We start from the raw sequence: 17,966 nt of genomic DNA, 5'->3' as shown, positions 1-17,966 counted from the left end.
GTAAGGGAGCTGAGAAGATGCGACGAGAGAGAATTAACAGTAATAATGAACGGCAGCTGGTCAGCCGGGTTCTCCGCGGGCTGGGACTACCAGCCACGGATGAGTGCGACCGGTTCTTCCAGTACTTTCACAGCGTGGCCAATCTGCGCTATGCCAGTCAACAGCAATGTGACCGGTACGTGCGGGGGCGGCGAGAACGGCGGGCGTTGCTCACGGCAATCGACCTAGGTCGCTGGGCGCAACGGGCACCGCGACAGATCTACGGCGAGGTGGTGGCGAGTAGTCAGATCGGTGAGAGTCTGATGGATGATCTGCGGTATGCCCCCCAGGAACGCTTGGAGGTCTTAGCACTGGATGCCAAACATCAGGTGATTGATCGACAGACCGTGTTCGTGGGAACACTAGACAGTTGTCCGGTCCATCCCCGAGAGATCTTTCGGCTAGCCGTTCTGACTGGAGCGGCCGCCATTGTTGTGGCGCATAACCATCCCAGTGGTCTAGCCGACCCATCACCGAATGATTTGAAATTCATGCGCCGGTTGGCCGAGTGTGGCCAGTTGATGGGAATCCCCGTGCTCGATGGCTTTGTGATTGGGCTGCGAACCTACTTTAGTTTGCGTGAGGCCGGGATTTTACCGCTAATTCAGAAGACAAATAAGTCAGAAGGTTTAAAATCTGATTAAAATCGGTTTTACCTATTTCTTTCTCGTTAAAAGTTCGGTATTCTTGACATTGACGACGTGTTCTCACGTAGATAGGTATGTTATAATACGTCTATCAATGAATAAGACAAAAAACTATAAATATTTTGTTGACAATGAAGGGATGAAACACAGTGTTCGGATTAGGAACGAAAAATATTGGGATCGATCTTGGTACCGCCAATACGATTGTGTATGTTGACGGTAAAGGAATCGTTCTACGCGAACCTTCTGTTGTCGCCAAGAACACAAAGAGTGGGGAAATTGTGTCCGTTGGTGAAGACGCTCGTGCAATGATTGGTCGTACGCCGGCTAGCATCGTTGCCATTCGGCCCATGAAAGACGGGGTTATTGCAGATTACGATACGACGGTTGCCATGATGAAGTACTTCATCGAAAAGACGGTCGGTAAGTCTAGCGGTAAGCCATACGTGATGGTTTGTGTGCCAAGCGGTGTAACGGAAGTTGAAAAGCGGGCGGTCATTGACGCGACCCGTGTTGCAGGTGCTCGTGACGCTTACGTCATTGAAGAACCATTTGCTGCGGCCATTGGTGCCGGGTTACCCGTCATGGATCCAACCGGTAGTATGGTTGTTGACATGGGTGGTGGGACAACCGACGTGGCAACGATCTCCCTTGGGGGTATCGTTTCCAGTCGTTCCATCCGAGTAGCTGGTGACAAGTTGGATGATGCGATTGCGACTTACGTGCGGTCAAACTTCAACCTGTTGATTGGTGAACGAACTGCTGAAAAGTTGAAGATGGACATTGGTTCAGCTTCAGTCGAAGACGCTGATAAGATCGAAGGCGCCACGATTCGTGGACGTGACTTGGTATCTGGACTACCTAAGGCAGTGGAAGTTTCCGCTGTTGATGTGGCCAAGGCTATCCAAGAGCCCGTTCAAGACGTGATTACCGCGATCAAGGAAACCTTAGAAGAAACTTCACCAGAAATCGCTGCTGATGTGATTGATCACGGTATCGTGTTGACTGGTGGGGGTGCCTTACTGAAGAACCTGTCAGAAGTCATCGCCGATGCAACCAAAGTTCCAGTGTCTATCGCCAACGATCCTCTGGATTGTGTGGCAGCTGGTACCGGTGAATCATTAAAGAGTATCGATGTCATGAAGAAAAAATAGGGACTAGCGGGAAGGCAGCTTCCCGCTTCTTTATTGTGACGCCAGTGGCGAGTCTGCGACTGGCGAACAAGATGGAGGTCAAACATGCAGAAATTTTCTTTCAATCGGCGACTAGTGATTATCATTGTCTGCTTGATTGTTAGCTTTGCTTTGATGACGGTGTCCGTAGCTATTCGTAACAAGAAGTCCACGCCGCCGCTGATTCAACAGTTCGGAAACGACATTGTCGGGTTAACCGACCGGGTCGTGGCATTGCCAGCGAATGGATTGAACGGTTCGGTGAGCGCCATCTCGGAACTATTGAACACGTATCAGGAAAACCAGCAGTTGAAGAAGCAGGTTAGTGAGCTCGCCCAGACCAAGGTTCGCGACCAAACCTTAGCTAAGGAAAACAAGCAATTAAAGCAACAGATTAAGTTAAACGATTCATTGACGGATTACACGGCGATCAGTGCCGCGGTCATCACCCGGACGCCATCATCATGGCAGAACCAAGTGGTGATCAACAAGGGTTCTTCAGCCGGTGTGGTCAAGAACATGCCCGTCATGTCGGGGTCCGGCCTAGTTGGTCGGGTCGCTGAAGTCAATAAGACCAATTCAAAAGTTGAATTGATCACCGACAACAACGATGCTGCGAACCGTTTCGCCGTGTCAATCACGACGAAGGCTGGCAAGACCGTCAATGGTGTTCTCAGTGGCTATAAGTCTGCCACGGGTCAAATCGTGATGGATAACCTGACGACCAAGTCTAAGATCAGTAAGGGTGACAAGGTCGTTACGAGTGGGCTTGGTGGCGTGACGCCGAAGGGCTTATTCGTTGGGACCGTAGCCCAGTCGGTCGGTTCCGATTATGGCCTGTCAACGAAGCTGTATATTACGCCAGCGACTGATTTGAGCGACCTGAACATTGTGACGGTTGCGGTTACGAAACAGTAAGGGGGCTAAGGCGTGTATCGATTATCTAAAATGCGTTTTGGCTTCCCAATCGGGCTATTTCTGCTATTATTTATTGATGGCAGTATCAGTCAGGTTTTCAGTCGCCAAATGTTTAATGCGCCCTCGGTCATGGTGAGCCATCTAGTGGTGCTGTGGCTGGTTTGTGGTGTGTTGTTTGAGGAAAACATGGCGATGCCACTGGTAAAGTGGGCTGCTGTGATTGGGGCCGTCTTCGACCTCTATTACACGGGAATCTTCGGGGTGTACATCTTCGTCTTTCCGTTAGTGGTCTACCTGACCCGCCAACTCGTGAGTTATATCAGTCCGAACTTTTTGAGCGGACTGCTGATCTACTTTATTGATATTACCATTGTCGAGGCTTTGAGCTTCGTGGCCAGTCGCGCCGTCCACATGACGTCGATGTCTGGTAGCTCATTCTTGGTGAATACTTTGGGACCAACGTTGGCCTTTAATTTGGCCATGTTTGTCATCTTATATTTCCCCATTCGATGGGTGTATAATTGGTTAAAATAGGTGAAGGGAACGAACGCTATGCAAGCTGCCGTATTACGGGGAACGCAAAACGGCTATGATTTGGTGCTCAAACAATCGGCGAGCTTGGACCAAATCCTAGCCGATCTACGGTCATTATTGGAGAACTTAAACGTGGATCCAACCGCCATGGAGACGCCCAAGGTTTCACTGGATGTTTTGACGGAGGATCGGATCTTAACCGCCGATGAAAAATCACAGATCGAACAACTGGTAGGCAACTACCCGCGTTTTGAAATCCATAAGATTGCGGCCAACGTCATGACCATTGACGATGCCATTCAGTTGCGTGAACGGGAAAACGTCCATCTGCTGAGTAAGGTGATTCGTAACGGTCAAGAGGTTGCCATGCAAGGGGATGTCCTGTTTCTGGGGACCATTCACGAGGGTGGTAAGCTCCGGACGACCGGGAACATCTTCTGCATGGGGGACGTGAGCGGTATCTTGCAGGCGGGCTATCCCGACGATGAATCCAAACTGATTATGGGGAATCTTGCGACCGCACAACAGGTCAGAATTGCCGAACAGTTTGACATTATCGAACCAGACCAAGTGGCCGATTCTAGCCAAACCATTGCTTACGTTAACGACCTCCACGTGTTGTCGTATGGTAAGCTCAGCGCATTAAAGAAGATCAACCCGAAATTGTACAACCGGATTGGAGGAATTTAGAATGGGAAAAGCAATTGTGATCACCTCTGGTAAGGGTGGTGTGGGTAAAACCACGACCAGTGCCAACATTGGGACGGCGTTAGCCTTAATGGGCAAGCGGGTGTGCCTGATGGATCTGGACATTGGACTACGGAACCTGGATGTGGTCTTGGGACTGGATAACCGAATCATCTACGATATCGTAGACGTTGCCGAAGGGCGGGCAAAGCTGCCCCAAGCGTTAGTCAAAGACAAGCGTTTCGATGACAAGCTTTACCTGTTACCAGCCGCCCAGAACACGGATAAGACGGCTTTACAACCCGACCAAGTTAAGGAAATTGTGGACGAGTTAAAGCCAGAATACGATTACGTTCTGATCGACTGCCCAGCCGGGATCGAACAAGGTTTCATGAACGCTATCGCCGGTGCTGACGCCGCCATTGTGGTTACCACGCCGGAAATTTCTGCGGTGCGGGATGCCGATCGGGTCGTTGGGTTATTGGAACAACATCCATTGACCGAAGCCCCACGTCTACTGATCAACCGGATTCGGTTGAACATGATGCAAGATGGTTCCATGATGGATATCGATGAGATCACCCATCACTTGGGAATCGAATTGCTGGGGATCATTGTGGATGACGACGCGGTTATCTCCACGTCTAACCAGGGTGAACCCATCGTCATGCAGACGGAAAACCAAGCATCGCAAGGTTACCGTAACGTGGCTCGGCGTCTAGAGGGCCAAACGGTGCCCCTGATGAAGCTTGAACCACAAGAGGAAGACGGTTTCTGGCACAAGGTCAGCAGCTGGTTCCACCGCGGGTAAGCTCTAAAATTATGAAATGAACGGGAAGTCTTTGACGACGGTGGTCGTTGAGGACTTCCTTTTGGTTTCACAGTTATAGCTTGTACGGGAATGGTCTCACCTACGGCTGCCAAGGATTCTACCGCTGTGGGGACCGGTTCAAGCCTGTGAAGCGGTCTTGAACCTCGCTTCGAAGCCACAGAAATCGTGTCTCCGAAGCGTCCAGTCCTGTAAGGTCGGAAGGTCCATCCGTCCTAACAGGACACCCACGGCTGGCTCCATCCTTGGCCTCCTCCGGCTTTGACTGTTCTTCAAACTGATATTGGTTCAAGCTTAGCTGATAGGTTCTGTGAAAATGTTGTTAATGACTGCCACGCAATGCAGTGGATGATTTGAATTCTGACGTTGCTTACTGCTAGCATCGTGGGTTTTGCGAGGCGTCAAACCGAGCCGAAAGCCCGTTCTGTGGCTGTAGGCGATCTCCACAGCAGGCGGAATCTTTGATAGCCGCAGGAAGCAGTTTTCATCAGCGTAAAACCTTCGACTTTCAAGGAATTTCAAAATAGGGCTTGACGTTTGTGAAAATAAAAAGTAGTATATCGGTAATGAACGAAAAACGTCGAACAGAAGAGTAAGACCAGCGAGTGCCTACAGAAAGCCCAGCCGATGAAAATGGGTGACCTTGTCCGTCCGAAACACATCTGTGAGTTGGTCGTCTGAATCTAGTAGGATGATCCGGGATAGCCCGTTACAGCTGGAGTTGCTTGCAACTCACCGAGGTTAGGTCAGCGATGGCTTAGCAAACTAGAGGTGGAACCACGATGTGATCGTCCTCTTAGGCCCAATTTGGGTCTAAGAGGGCGTTTTTATTTTCATGGCTGTTGCGGGGGACTCCGTGAGTCGGCGTGGCGTGAGCCCGTCGAGTACATGAGGTGGCACCGCGCGATCAACGCCCTCTTGAGAGAAATCTCAGGAGGGCATTTTTGCGTTGAAGAAGGAGGAGAATTGTTATGCACTATGTTAGCCAGATTTTACCATCACTGATTTCCGGTACCGGAATGACGTTATCCATATTCTTTTGGACCTTAATTATTTCTGTCCCACTTGGAATCTTAGTCGGGTTGGGCATGATTACCCGATTCAAGCCGTTGACGTGGTTGATCAACATCTACGTTTGGTTGATGCGAGGGACCCCACTGTTATTGCAATTAATTTTCGTCTTTTATGGGTTACCCATCGCCGGCATCGTGTTCGACCGGTATGACGCGGCACTCTTCGCCTTCATCCTGAACTACACCGCCTACTTCGCTGAAATTTTCCGGGGCGGCCTGCAAGCCATCCCCGTAGGACAATACGAAAGTGCTCGGGTGTTGCGGTTGACCAACTGGCAAACGTTGCGGAAGATTGTGATTCCGCAAGTGGTCAAGATTGTTTTACCGTCAATCGGAAACGAAGTCATCAATCTGGTCAAGGATTCCTCATTGGTTTACGTCATCGGGTTAGGTGATCTGTTACGTGCCGGAAACGTCGCCATGGCGCGAGACGTCACGTTGGTACCAATGCTGCTGGTCGGTGTAATTTACTTACTGTTGACGGCTGTTTGCACGTTGGTCCTGAAACGGATGGAAAAGCACTACAGTTACTGGCGTTAGAGAAAGGGTGGTTTAATCATGTTAGAACTTAAAGGGATTACCAAAAAATTTGATGGCAAAACCATCTTGGATCAAGTCGATTTAACGGTGAACGATGGCCAAATCTTAACCATCGTCGGGCCTTCCGGGGCTGGTAAGACGACGCTACTCCGTTGTATCAGTGGCTTGGAAATGGTCGACGGCGGTCAGTTCTTACTGGACGGCCAGCCCTTCGATCCCGCAACGAACCGGGACAATGATGCCGTTATTGGGGTCGTCTTCCAGGACTTCCAGTTGTTCCCCAACCTCACTGTTTTACAGAACGTGGTCTTGGCACCAACGATGGTCTTGAAGAAGTCCGCTGCGGACGCTGAAAAGGAAGCCCGGGCCTTACTGGAACGGCTGAACCTTGGTGGCAAGGCTGACTTGTACCCCTACGAACTTTCCGGGGGCCAGAAGCAACGGGTCGCCATTGTGCGGGCCCTGGCGATGCACCCCAAGTTACTCTGTTACGACGAACCAACGTCGGCGTTGGACCCAGACTTACGTCGCGAAGTTGAAGAAATTATTTTGAAGTTAAAACGAGAGGGCATGACCCAAATCGTCGTGACCCATGATATTCCGTTTGCAGAATCGATTGCCGATCAAATGTTACGGGTTGAACCAAAAGAGTAGAGGGAGGCGCCACGCAATGAAATTTAAAAAAATCCGATTTTTCGCGCTGGCCTTTCTACTGATTGGGCTGACGGCAACGCTAGCTGGTTGTGGAACCAACGTTACGAAGCGGGCCAACACCCAGGATACTTGGTCGAGCATTCAGAAGAAAAAGAAGGTCGTCATTGGATTGGACGATAGCTTCGTCCCCATGGGTTTCCGTCAGAAGAGTGGGAAGCTGGTCGGCTACGATATCGACTTAGCCCGTGCCGTCTTCAAACAGTACGGAATCAAGGTAGACTTCCAATCCATCGACTGGAACATGAACGTCACGGAACTCCACAACGGAACGATCGACCTGATTTGGAATGGCTTTTCCATCACGCCACAACGGTCTAAGCAGGTCGCCTTCTCCGATACGTACCTGAACAACGACCAGGTGCTAGTTTCGCTCAAGAAGAATCACATTGCTTCTTATAAGGATATGACGGGTAAGGTACTAGGAGCTCAGACCGGATCATCTGGCGCTAACGATATTGACACGTATCCCAAGCTCTTGAAGAATCGCATCAAGAATCACGACGCGGTTACCTACGATTCATTTACCAACGCATTCATTGACCTGAACGTTGGCCGAATCAAGGGGTTACTGATTGATAGCACTTATGCCAATTACTACATCAAGCACCAAGCTCACCCCGAAGATTACCGAGTAACGGTCGGGAGCTTCCCCAAGGAAAAATTTGCAGTGGGGATGCGTAAGGGCGATGTCACGATGCGTAAAAAGATCAATGCCGGCTTGAAAAAGTTGGCTGCCAACGGACAGCTGGAACAAATCAACCAGAAGTGGTTCGGCAGCAACGTCGATACGCCACTGTTGAAGGCTAAGTAGGCTGTGTTCGCCTGCGGTAGTCACCCCCTGACTACCTTCGGCTAGGTCAACATTCTTAGCATTAACGTGACTAGTCGGACGGCTTATTCTGAATACTAGTGTAAATGGATGTTTGGGCTCACAGCTGTTCTGGCTGTGGGCTTTTTTTTTGATAAGATCTGACGATTGAAAGGGGATGGGTAGCGTGAGAAGTAAGCGGTCATGCTTGCACGACTATTTGGGGGGATAAAATCTAGCTTAGCCGGAGGAGGCCAGAGATGGCGTCAGCCGTGACAGTGCTGTTAGACCGGGCGATTGTTTCTTCCCGGCCTTACAGCACGAGACGTGTTTGGAAACTCGTCTGATTCTAGACGAGGTTTCAAACCGAGCCGGAAACCCGTACTTTGGCTGCAGGCGGTCTCCACAGCGACAGAATCTCTGGCAGCCACAGGCGACAGCTTTTATCCAACCTAGGAATTCGTTGCAGTCGTCGCTTGTATTTAGGCCGCGGTTCCTTTAGAATTAAACACCGATTAGTATTTTGCTAGAGGAGGCAATAGCGCGTGCATTTTCGCATAAAAGATGGGGTAACCTTGGACTTGTTACCCACAAAACAATTTAAAACTATTGGGATCAAGGTGGACTTCGTGGCGCCGCTTCAAGCCACGGCCATCACGGCCCGCGCACTGTTGGCTCAGGTATTAGAGACCAGTACGGCGGCTTATCCCACGCAGACGGCGCTTGCTCGGGAGCTCTCTCGGCTCTATGGGGCCAGCTTCGGTATCAGCGTCATTAAGTTAGGAACGAAGCATGTGATTCGCTTAACATGCTCGCTCGTCGACGAACAATATTTGGATAACTTTAACGACCAACAACCGCTGTTCGAGCAAGGGATGGCTTTGTTAAAAGAAGTGTTGTTCGCGCCCCTACTGCCTAACGGGACCTTTGATCCCATGACCTTTACCCAACAACGGCAAAATCTATTAACGGCAATTAAATCACTAGATGATGACAAACAATATTTGGCTAATCGGCGGCTCCAAGAGCTGTTGTTTACCGGTCAGCCGACGCAGGCCATGAGCGCGCTGGGGGATGTTCACGTGTTGAACGATCTCTCCGCAACGGACGTGCTCAGCACTTATCATGACATGTTGGCCAATGACGCTGTCCACGTGGCAGTTGTCGGCGATGTCGATGAAGACCGTGCTCAGGCTGCGATGGCAGATTGGCCGTTGGCTGATCGCACTATTACGGACGCAACGCCTTACTATCGCTGGTCGTTGCGCGATCACGTTCAGAACGGGGATGACGAAGCGCCTGTGGTTCAAGCGAAGTTAAACTTGGCTTACCACCTACCAATTTATCGTGACGATGCTGACTTTATGGCGGCCGTTGTCTTTAATGCGGCCTTCGGGGGCACGCCACTTTCCCTGCTGTTCACTAACGTGCGTGAGAAGGCCAGTCTGGCCTATTACGCCAGCAGTGGGTACAATCCGTTTACCGGGACGCTCAGTGTGCAGACCGGGATTCAGGCGGAGAACCAGCAGCGGGTTGAGGCAATTATCGCTGAACAGCTCATGGCAGTCCAACAGGGGAATCTTTCCGAAGATCTGTTGGCTGAGGTGAAAGCTAGTCTTTTAAACGCACGCTTAGCGGCACTGGATAGCCCGCAACGCCGGTTGACCGGGCTGTTGAACACACAACTGACGCATTTACATGAGCCCCTGGCAGACTGGCAAAAGAAGTTGGACGCCATCACCGTGGCTGATGTCACGCGGGTGGCCCAGCAGGTAACCTTACAGGCAACGTATTGTTTACATGGAGGTGTGCAGGGTGCTAAGTAAGAAGACATATGACCGGTTAGGCGAAACGGTTTACCAAACTACTTTAACGAACGGACTGAAGGTCTTGATGGTACCCAAGGCGGGTTTCCACAAGACGTTTGCCATCATGACGACCGATTACGGGGCTATGGACAATGAGTTTGTGCCACGGGGACAGACGGAACCCGTCCGTTTCCCCGATGGGATTGCCCATTTCTTGGAACACAAACTCTTTGAAAAAAAGGACCACGATGCATTTGACTTATTCGGCAAGTATGGAGCCAGTGCGAACGCCTTTACCGGCTTCACGCAGACCAGCTACCTCTTTGCCACGACCAGTCACCTCAAAGAAAACTTGGAGATTCTGCTCGACTTTGTGCAGGACCCATACTTTACGGCGGCCACGGTCAACAAGGAAAAGGGCATCATTGGCCAGGAAATTCAAATGTACGATGACGATCCCGGTTGGCAGAGTTACTTTGGCATGATTGGCCACCTTTACCCTAAGGAACCGTTGCACATTGACATTGCGGGGACGGTCGACTCTATCGATAAGATTACGGCTGATGACTTATACGCGGCCTACAATACTTTCTATCACCCGAGCAACATGAATCTGATCGTCGTGGGTCAGTTGGACCCCGAGGAAACATTGGCGTGGATCACGGCTAACCAGGACGCGAAGACCTTTGCGCCTAACGAACCGATTACGCGGATTCCGTCGCCACAGGCAAAGCCAGCGGATATTGTGCCAGCAACAACGCGGCATTTGACGTTGACGCGGCCCAAGGTCAACATTGGCCTACGTGGCTTCGATGAGGTGCCCGCCGGTCGGGCTGGTTTAACCTATAGTGTGGCCGTTTCACTGATGTTTGACCTGCTATTTAATGATACCGGGGATAATTATCTGCGACTGTACGATGCCAACGTGATCGATGATAGCTTTGGTTATGACTTTCAGGTTCAGCGGGGGGCGCACTTTGCCCAGTTGGCAGGGGACACCGACCAACCAGAGCAGTTTGCCAGTGAACTGACGGCCATTCTCAAGAATGCGCCCGCACAACTCATTGCTGCCAAGCCACAATTTGATTTGGTCAAGCGTGAGGCTATTGGCCGGATTGTGGGGGCGATTAACTCCGTGGAAGGCATCGCCAACCAGTATGATGGACCACTTTTTGATGGTACCACCATCTTTGACGAACTGGCTATCTTGGAACAGTTGACCTTTGACGAGCTATTGACGGCGGCTAAGGCCTTCTTGGACCAGAGCCAGGCAACGGTTTATACGATTTTACCCTAACCGGAGTTTAAGAAACAGTTAAATCGTGAATTCTGGGGCCTGTCGCTGAAAATGACAGGGTGCCTATGCTATACTGCTAGTAGAGAAATTTTGAACAGGTGGAGAATTAAAAATGAGTGAAAACAAAATAACATTGGGGAAAACCCTGCGCGACGCCCGGATTGCTAAGGGCTTCACGTTGGATGACCTGCAACAGACGACTAAAATCCAAAAGCGGTACCTCATTGCGATTGAGGACCAAAACTTCGATGAACTTCCCGGCGACTTTTACGTGCGGGCATTCATCAAGCAATACGCGGATATGGTCGACTTGGACGGCGCAGAACTCTTAAAGCAATTTGACAGTGCGTTGCCTAGCACGCAAACGCAGGAGTACGTGGACAAGGTCAACGAAAACAATCCGGAGACCCGTTCGCAACAACGGAAGGTCGATGACCGTTACGTCAAGTTACGGCGGACAATTCCAGTGATTGGGATCGTTATCGTCGTGCTTGTCGTGTTGGTCGGCATCTGGGTCGCTGCTTCCCATAATGGGAGCAACACCAAGAAGGATAACGTCGATAGTAGTTCTGTCAGCGTCTCCGGCAGTTCTAACAAGTCTTCTAGCAGCAGTTCGAAGTCTAGCAGTACGTCGTCTAAGTCTTCTTCAAAGAAGGCTAAGACGCCTAGCTTCAAGCAACTGAGCACGACAACTTCCGGTTCAACTTGGGAAATGAAGAACGCTTCATCCAAGCCAAAAGTTGCCCTGTCTGCTTCTAGCAGCGCATGGGTTGCCGTTAGTGTTGGTGGCGCAACGACTTGGCAAGGTACCTTGTCTTCAGCTACGTCTCACACGATGAACATCCCAAGTTCTGCAACGAGTGTAACCTTTAAGTTTGGGAATGCTCCCGCAACGAAGGTTAAGGTTGATGGCAAGACGTTTGACTTTACGTCAGCTACCGCAACCAGTTCAGCTACTAGCAGTTCAACCTCTGATACAACAACGACTACGACGAGATCCAGCACGAGCGCAACAACGACGAGTCAGGTTCAGACGGTTACTTTGGAATTCAAGTAATGGAGAAGCGGGTCGGTCCGTGGCGACCGCCTCGCTTTTTTCGTGAGAGATGTTTAAGGAGGAAAAGTTCGTGAACGTACCAAATCGCTTAACCATTGTGCGGATCATTTTGATTCCCGTATTTCTGTTGTTACTGGTTCTCCCGCTCGACTGGGGAAATGTTGTGTGGCTCGGAACCTCGATTCCGGTTACCCAAGTCTGGGGAGCCATCGTCTTTGCCGTGGCCTCAATCACCGACTTCCTGGATGGTCAGATTGCCCGGCGGCAGCACTTGGTCACTAACTTCGGGAAATTCGCCGATCCTTTGGCGGACAAGATGATTGTCATGACCGCCTTCATCTTGCTGGTCGACATGGGCGCCATTCCTGCTTGGGGTGCCGCAATCATTGTCTGCCGGGAATTAGCTGTGACGGGCTTACGCCTGATCGTTGTGGAAACGGGTGGCCGCGTGTTGGCCGCTGCTTGGCCAGGAAAGATCAAGACCACTACACAGATGGTTGGGATCATTCTCCTGTTGCTGAACAACATTGGTTTCGCGACGATTCACATTCCAATGGCGTTGATCTTCTTCTACATTTGCCTGTTCTTCACGATTTACTCTGGGATTGACTACTTCGTGCAAAACCGGCAAGTCTTCGCCGACTCTTCCGCAGAATAAAAAGCGCCATTCATTACGCCTACCGGGCGGTGAAAATAGACCGGGGCGCTGTGGGCGGACGTTTCGAGCCATAGAGCGGTCTCGGAACTTGGTCTTAAGCCGCTGAAGATTGCGTCTCAAGACCACCAATTATCTAAGCGAAATGCGCTAAGATAATTCCCACAGCTGAGCCTATTTTCGCCGCCTTCACGGCTGACATGGATGTCGTCATTATTCTGTGTGCTGGCTATGTGCGGTTATGAGGATATATGTAAAGCAGTCTATTAATCATTGTATTTAAAATCTGGTAACCTCCGTCGATTTGTTTGGCGGGGGTTATCTTGGCTTTAACGTCAATTTTGAGAGTGGTTCTTCCTACATGGAATTTGGAACGCCTTTCAAAAAAGTGCCATATTTTGAATGTAATTGACGGTGATTTTTGGCCGCCGGTGTTATGCTTGAAACTGTAATTGAAAAATTAAATGAGAGACCCGGCACGCGGTTTTATCACGCGACTGGTGGTCAAAGTCTTGCCCGATAGGCCGTTTGGCTAGTTGAAGTGGGTTTGACTAAATGAGAAAGAAAAACTTTTTTTAAAAACTTTGGGTGTTTGACGTGTAATTTCGGATTTTTTACGGAGTTAAGTTAAGTAACCTGCAGGAGGGGTAACATGCAAGCGGAAATTATTGCGGTCGGGACAGAAATCTTGCTGGGGCAAGTCGTGGATACGAACTCGGCCTACATTGCGCAGGGATTGGCGGATGCCGGGATTGAGGTCTATTATCATTCTCTCGTTGGGGACAACGCCGATCGGCTAACGACGGTGGTCAATCAGGCACGGTCGCGTAGTGATCTGGTGGTCATCAGTGGGGGCCTCGGACCGACCAAAGATGATTTGACGAAACAGACGGTGGCTCAACTATTAGGGGTTAAGTTAGTTGAAGACGCACCAGCCATGGCCAAGATTCAACGGCACTTTGCGACGACTGGACAGAAATTGACCCCTAATAATCGCTTGCAGGCACTTTACTTAGCTGGCAGCACACTACTCAAGAACAGCACGGGGATGGCTGTAGGGTCCTTCTACCGCGATCCTCATGGGGCAGACCTGATGCTGCTACCCGGACCACCCAGCGAATTGGAACCCATGTTTGAAAATGAGGCGTTACCGCGGCTGAAACAGGCTTATCGGCGCCAAGAATTCTTAGTGTCACGCGTCCTGCGGTTCTTCGGTATCGGTGAAGCCGAGTTGGTGACGCAATTGGCCGATTTGATCGACGAACAGACTAATCCAACGATTGCGCCGTACGCTAAGGTCAATGAGGTCACGTTGCGTTTGACGGCCGCAGCATCGTCTACGGCGGCTGGTAATCAGTTATTGGATGACATGACGGCGACGATTCAGAATCGCGTGGGGGACTTCCTTTACGGTTATGGCGATGATAATAGTCTGGCACAGGTCGTGGTGAACACCTTGATTGATTGGCACCTGACGATTACGGCGGCGGAAAGCTTGACCGCTGGTAAGTTTCAGAGCACCTTGGGGGATGTCCCCGGGGTCTCGGCCGTCTTTCCAGGCGGTTTTGTAACTTACGCCAATGATGCCAAACGTGACTTGCTAGGCATTCCGCAGCAGGTTATCGATACAGACGGTGTGGTTAGTGAACATACGGCCCAGGAGATGGCGGAACGCTCTCGTGAGAAGTTGAATACGGACTTTGCGCTTAGTTTTACCGGCGTCGCGGGTCCGGATGCTCTTGAAGGTCAGCCCGCCGGGACGGTGTGGTTAGGGTTGGCGCAACGCAACCAAGCCCCACAAGCCAAGCTGGTGCATCTGACCGGTAATCGCGCGAAGGTTCGGGAGCGAGCTGTGATGCAAGCGCTGGATTGGTTACGACGGGTTCTACGGGGTCCAAAATAATGGGAACAATTGTTCTCTTTTTACTTGCTTTTTGACGAACATATCGGTATAGTATTACTTGAAATGTAACGCACCTAAGGAGGATTTTGATGGCTGACGAACGACAAGCGGCGCTGGACAAAGCGCTGAAGAAAATTGAAAAAGACTTTGGTAAGGGCTCCATTATGCGGTTAGGTGACAACACCAATATGCAGGTGGAGACTGTGCCTTCTGGCTCGTTAGCCCTTGATGTGGCTTTAGGAGTCGGTGGCTATCCTCGTGGACGAATCGTAGAAATCTACGGACCAGAATCTTCAGGGAAGACCACGGTAGCTTTGCACGCGGTCGCTGAAGTTCAGAAGCGGGGCGGGACAGCAGCTTATATTGATGCTGAAAACGCCTTGGATCCAGCCTACGCAACGGCATTGGGTGTCGACATCGACAGTCTCTTGCTGTCACAACCAGATACTGGTGAACAAGGGCTAGAAATTGCGGATGCTCTGATTTCTAGTGGTGCCGTTGACATTGTGGTCGTGGATTCCGTGGCCGCATTGGTTCCTCGAGCTGAAATCGAAGGTGAAATGGGAGACGCCCACGTGGGGTTACAAGCGCGGATGATGTCCCAAGCCTTACGGAAGCTCTCTGGTTCAATCAACAAAACAAAGACGATTGCCCTGTTTATTAACCAAATTCGGGAAAAAGTTGGGGTTATGTTTGGTAACCCTGAAACCACGCCTGGTGGTCGGGCACTGAAGTTCTACGCAACGGTTCGGTTGGAAGTTCGCCGGGCGGAACAGATCAAGGACGGGACCGATGTTATCGGGAACCGGACACGGATCAAAGTCGTTAAGAACAAGGTGGCTTCACCATTCAAGCGGGCTGAAGTCGACATCATGTATGGTCAAGGGATTTCCCAGACCGGTGAACTCTTAGACATGGCGGTTGAAAAAGACATCGTTGATAAGAGTGGGTCTTGGTACTCCTACGGTGAAGACCGGATTGGTCAAGGGCGTGAAAATGCCAAGAAGTATCTGGCTGATCACCCTGACATGATGGCTGAAGTTAATACGCGGGTTCGAACAGCGTATGGAGTCAACGTCGATGGTGACGAGGCGTCAGCTCCCAAGAAGGATGACGCCACAAAGGCCGATGCCACCAAGGACGCGTCAAAGTCCAAGAAGGATGGCAAGAAGCCAGCAACGCAACAAAGTGAATTGATTCCCAACAAGCCACAAGGCAAGTAGGGCGTAAGGTTCGGGATTCAGGTTCCGAACCTTTTTCATACCTTGATGGCGTAGCGGGGAGCACCGGCAACGCATGAATGGCGAAATTGGTAGCACTTTCCGAGGAGTTTAGTTGACAGCGTTGATGGCAACCATTAAAATTGAAGTTGCGTCAGTTATCATATCAACATCTTGAAAAGTCTGATTTTTAAATTAGTCATTTTTGATGATGCGGAGGTGGAATCATGAGTGTTCCAATTATAATCCTCGCAATCATCGCTATCGTTGTTGGTGTCGTGGGCGGGTATTATTATCGTAAATCTGTCTACGAACGTAAGCTAGATGCTGCCAAGTTCACTGCACAAGGTGTCCTTGCCGAAGCCAAAAAACAAGCTGAGACTGCTACTAAAGAGGCGCTTTTAGAGGCCAAAGAGGACAGTCACAAGTATCGCGCGGAAGTCGAACAAGAGCTGAAAGAACGTCGTGCCGAAGTTCAGAAGCAAGAAGACCGTTTGATTCAACGAGAAGAAACGTTAGACCGGAAAGACAACTCTCTGGAAAAACGCGAGAATTCGTTGAACCGCCGAGACAAAAAGCTTAGTGGTGAAGAACAGAATTTAGCCAAGAAGCAACAACAAGCAGACTCACTGATTGAAAAACGGCAGGAAGCAGTGGAAGCTGTTGCCGCCTTATCCCAGGACGATGCACGGGACCTGATTATTTCAGAGGCCAAGACGGCTCTGGCAGGCGAACGCGCAAAAATGATCAAGGAAAGCGAAGAGTCAGCTCGCAAGACGGCCGAGGCCAACGCCAAGGACCTGATTGTGTCAGCGATTCAACGCAGCGCTGCCGACATGGTTACCGAAACCACAATTTCTGTGGTGACGTTGCCTAATGATGACATGAAGGGCCGAATCATCGGTCGTGAAGGTCGGAATATTCGGACGCTGGAAACGTTGACCGGTATTGATTTGATTATCGATGATACGCCGGAAGCTGTCGTCTTAAGTGGCTTCGACCCATTACGGCGAGAAGTTGCGAAGATTGCCTTAGAGAAGTTGATTCAAGACGGTCGGATTCATCCGGCACGGATTGAGGAAATGGTGGCTAAAGCCAAGAAAGAACTGGACGAACACGTCCGGGAGCTTGGCGAGCAAACGACCTTTGACCTTGGGATTCACTCAATGCATCCCGAATTGGTCAAGTTGGTCGGTCGCTTGAATTTCCGAATTTCTCATGGGCAGAACGCTTTAGCCCATTCAATTGAGGTTGCCAAGATCACTGGGGTCTTAGCCGCTGAACTCGGTGAGGATGTTACGTTAGCAAAACGTGCAGGATTATTACATGATATTGGCCGCGCCGCTGAACATGAAGACGACAGCTCTTACATTACGACTGGGGTCGATCTCGCGAAGAAATATCGTGAGAGTCCCGTCGTAGTAAACGCCATCGCCGCTCAAGCGGATGAAACGGCTTCGCAGTCTGTGATTGCGGAACTGGTTGGGACCGCCGATGTCATTTCGGCAACCCGCCCAGGCGCACGCTCTGATTCTCTTGAAAGCTACATTCACCGTTTAGACAAGTTAGAAACGATTGCCGATGCCTTTGATGGGGTCGACCACAGTTTCGCCATCCAAGCGGGACGTGAAGTGAGAGTCATCGTACGGCCAGAGAAGATTTCCGATACGGATGCCGTTGTCTTGGCACGAGACATTAAGAAGCAGATTGAGGGCGACTTGGATTATCCAGGTCACGTCAAAGTTTCCGTCATTCGGGAAGTCCGGTCAGTTGAATATGCGAAATAAGTCAGAGAAGCTAGGCCAATTATGGTCCTAGCTTTTTTACGTCATTAGCGGTTAATCCATGGTAAAATAGACCGTATGCAATTGACAGAGTTATGTTGAACAGATCCAGATCATTCAATATGAGCGATAGTCATCAAACCATTGCGGTAACTATGGATTGATAAAATACGGTTAATAACTATTTTAAGGCGGAAGCGGTCAGAAATGTAACCGGCCGTGACGATGGCGTTGGCTGACGTTTTTTGACAGCCTAGGCCATGGGATGAGCTTGAAAACGC

The 17,966-nt window shown here is 50.4% G+C and carries 16 protein-coding genes and 1 other annotated feature; all 16 genes read left to right on the top strand.

All coding sequences use genetic code 11. The features are described from left to right. Window positions 1-17 precede the first annotated feature (17 nt). The 16 genes from FD07_RS00405 to rny all read left to right on the top strand — a co-directional run bounded on the left by FD07_RS00405 (window position 18) and on the right by rny (window position 17,688). A complete protein-coding gene (locus FD07_RS00405) occupies window positions 18-683 on the top strand; it encodes a JAB domain-containing protein (RefSeq protein ID WP_020088370.1) in 666 nt (221 codons plus the stop codon). 152 nt (window positions 684-835) lie between these two features. Continuing rightward, window positions 836-1,840, top strand: a complete 1,005-nt coding sequence (locus FD07_RS00400) for a rod shape-determining protein (protein WP_020088369.1) — start codon at window positions 836-838, stop codon at window positions 1,838-1,840. A gap of 84 nt (window positions 1,841-1,924) precedes the next feature. Then, on the top strand, window positions 1,925-2,776 hold the full coding sequence (mreC, locus tag FD07_RS00395; RefSeq protein ID WP_020088368.1) for a rod shape-determining protein MreC: 852 nt from the start codon (window positions 1,925-1,927) through the stop codon (window positions 2,774-2,776). Window positions 2,777-2,788: 12 nt separating this feature from the next. Beyond that, window positions 2,789-3,310, top strand: coding sequence for a rod shape-determining protein MreD (mreD, locus tag FD07_RS00390; protein WP_020088367.1), 522 nt, complete (start codon window positions 2,789-2,791; stop codon window positions 3,308-3,310). Between the two features lie 18 nt (window positions 3,311-3,328). Then, a complete protein-coding gene (locus FD07_RS00385) occupies window positions 3,329-4,000 on the top strand; it encodes a septum site-determining protein MinC (RefSeq protein WP_020088366.1) in 672 nt (223 codons plus the stop codon). 1 nt (window position 4,001) lies between these two features. After that, window positions 4,002-4,808, top strand: a complete 807-nt coding sequence (gene minD, locus FD07_RS00380) for a septum site-determining protein MinD (protein ID WP_020088365.1) — start codon at window positions 4,002-4,004, stop codon at window positions 4,806-4,808. Window positions 4,809-5,397: 589 nt separating this feature from the next. Further along, window positions 5,398-5,625 (top strand) — a binding site (T-box leader). 172 nt (window positions 5,626-5,797) lie between these two features. Continuing rightward, the gene (locus FD07_RS00375; RefSeq protein WP_020088363.1) at window positions 5,798-6,439 is read left to right on the top strand and encodes an amino acid ABC transporter permease; all 642 of its coding nucleotides are present in this window, start codon (window positions 5,798-5,800) and stop codon (window positions 6,437-6,439) included. A gap of 18 nt (window positions 6,440-6,457) precedes the next feature. Continuing rightward, a complete protein-coding gene (locus FD07_RS00370) occupies window positions 6,458-7,093 on the top strand; it encodes an amino acid ABC transporter ATP-binding protein (RefSeq protein WP_020088362.1) in 636 nt (211 codons plus the stop codon). Between the two features lie 16 nt (window positions 7,094-7,109). After that, complete coding sequence (locus FD07_RS00365) at window positions 7,110-7,964, top strand: amino acid ABC transporter substrate-binding protein (protein WP_020088361.1); 855 nt, start codon at window positions 7,110-7,112, stop codon at window positions 7,962-7,964. Window positions 7,965-8,506: 542 nt separating this feature from the next. Further along, window positions 8,507-9,787 (top strand): EF-P 5-aminopentanol modification-associated protein YfmF, encoded by a 1,281-nt coding sequence (gene yfmF, locus FD07_RS00360; RefSeq protein ID WP_020088360.1) that lies wholly within the window; start codon window positions 8,507-8,509, stop codon window positions 9,785-9,787. Continuing rightward, on the top strand, window positions 9,777-11,066 hold the full coding sequence (gene yfmH, locus FD07_RS00355) for an EF-P 5-aminopentanol modification-associated protein YfmH (protein WP_020088359.1): 1,290 nt from the start codon (window positions 9,777-9,779) through the stop codon (window positions 11,064-11,066). Before yfmF ends, yfmH begins: the two co-directional genes overlap by 11 nt. 112 nt (window positions 11,067-11,178) lie before the next feature. Next, the gene (locus tag FD07_RS00350; RefSeq protein ID WP_020088358.1) at window positions 11,179-12,123 is read left to right on the top strand and encodes a helix-turn-helix domain-containing protein; all 945 of its coding nucleotides are present in this window, start codon (window positions 11,179-11,181) and stop codon (window positions 12,121-12,123) included. A 70-nt stretch (window positions 12,124-12,193) separates the two neighbouring features. After that, window positions 12,194-12,781, top strand: a complete 588-nt coding sequence (gene pgsA / locus FD07_RS00345; RefSeq protein WP_020088357.1) for a CDP-diacylglycerol--glycerol-3-phosphate 3-phosphatidyltransferase — start codon at window positions 12,194-12,196, stop codon at window positions 12,779-12,781. 649 nt (window positions 12,782-13,430) lie between these two features. Next, entirely contained in the window at window positions 13,431-14,681 is a 1,251-nt protein-coding gene (locus FD07_RS00340) for a competence/damage-inducible protein A (RefSeq protein ID WP_020088356.1), read from the top strand. An 89-nt stretch (window positions 14,682-14,770) separates the two neighbouring features. Next, window positions 14,771-15,904: a recombinase RecA gene (recA, locus tag FD07_RS00335; protein ID WP_020088355.1), complete on the top strand. Its 1,134-nt coding sequence runs from the start codon at window positions 14,771-14,773 to the stop codon at window positions 15,902-15,904. A 224-nt stretch (window positions 15,905-16,128) separates the two neighbouring features. Continuing rightward, window positions 16,129-17,688 (top strand): ribonuclease Y, encoded by a 1,560-nt coding sequence (gene rny, locus FD07_RS00330; RefSeq protein ID WP_020088354.1) that lies wholly within the window; start codon window positions 16,129-16,131, stop codon window positions 17,686-17,688. Window positions 17,689-17,966 lie beyond the last annotated feature (278 nt).

The organism is Levilactobacillus parabrevis ATCC 53295, from assembly GCF_001434055.1.
Taxonomy (GTDB): domain Bacteria; phylum Bacillota; class Bacilli; order Lactobacillales; family Lactobacillaceae; genus Levilactobacillus; species Levilactobacillus parabrevis.
The sequence above is the reverse complement of the archived record's forward strand: the minus strand, read 5'-3'. Positions and strand labels throughout refer to the sequence as shown.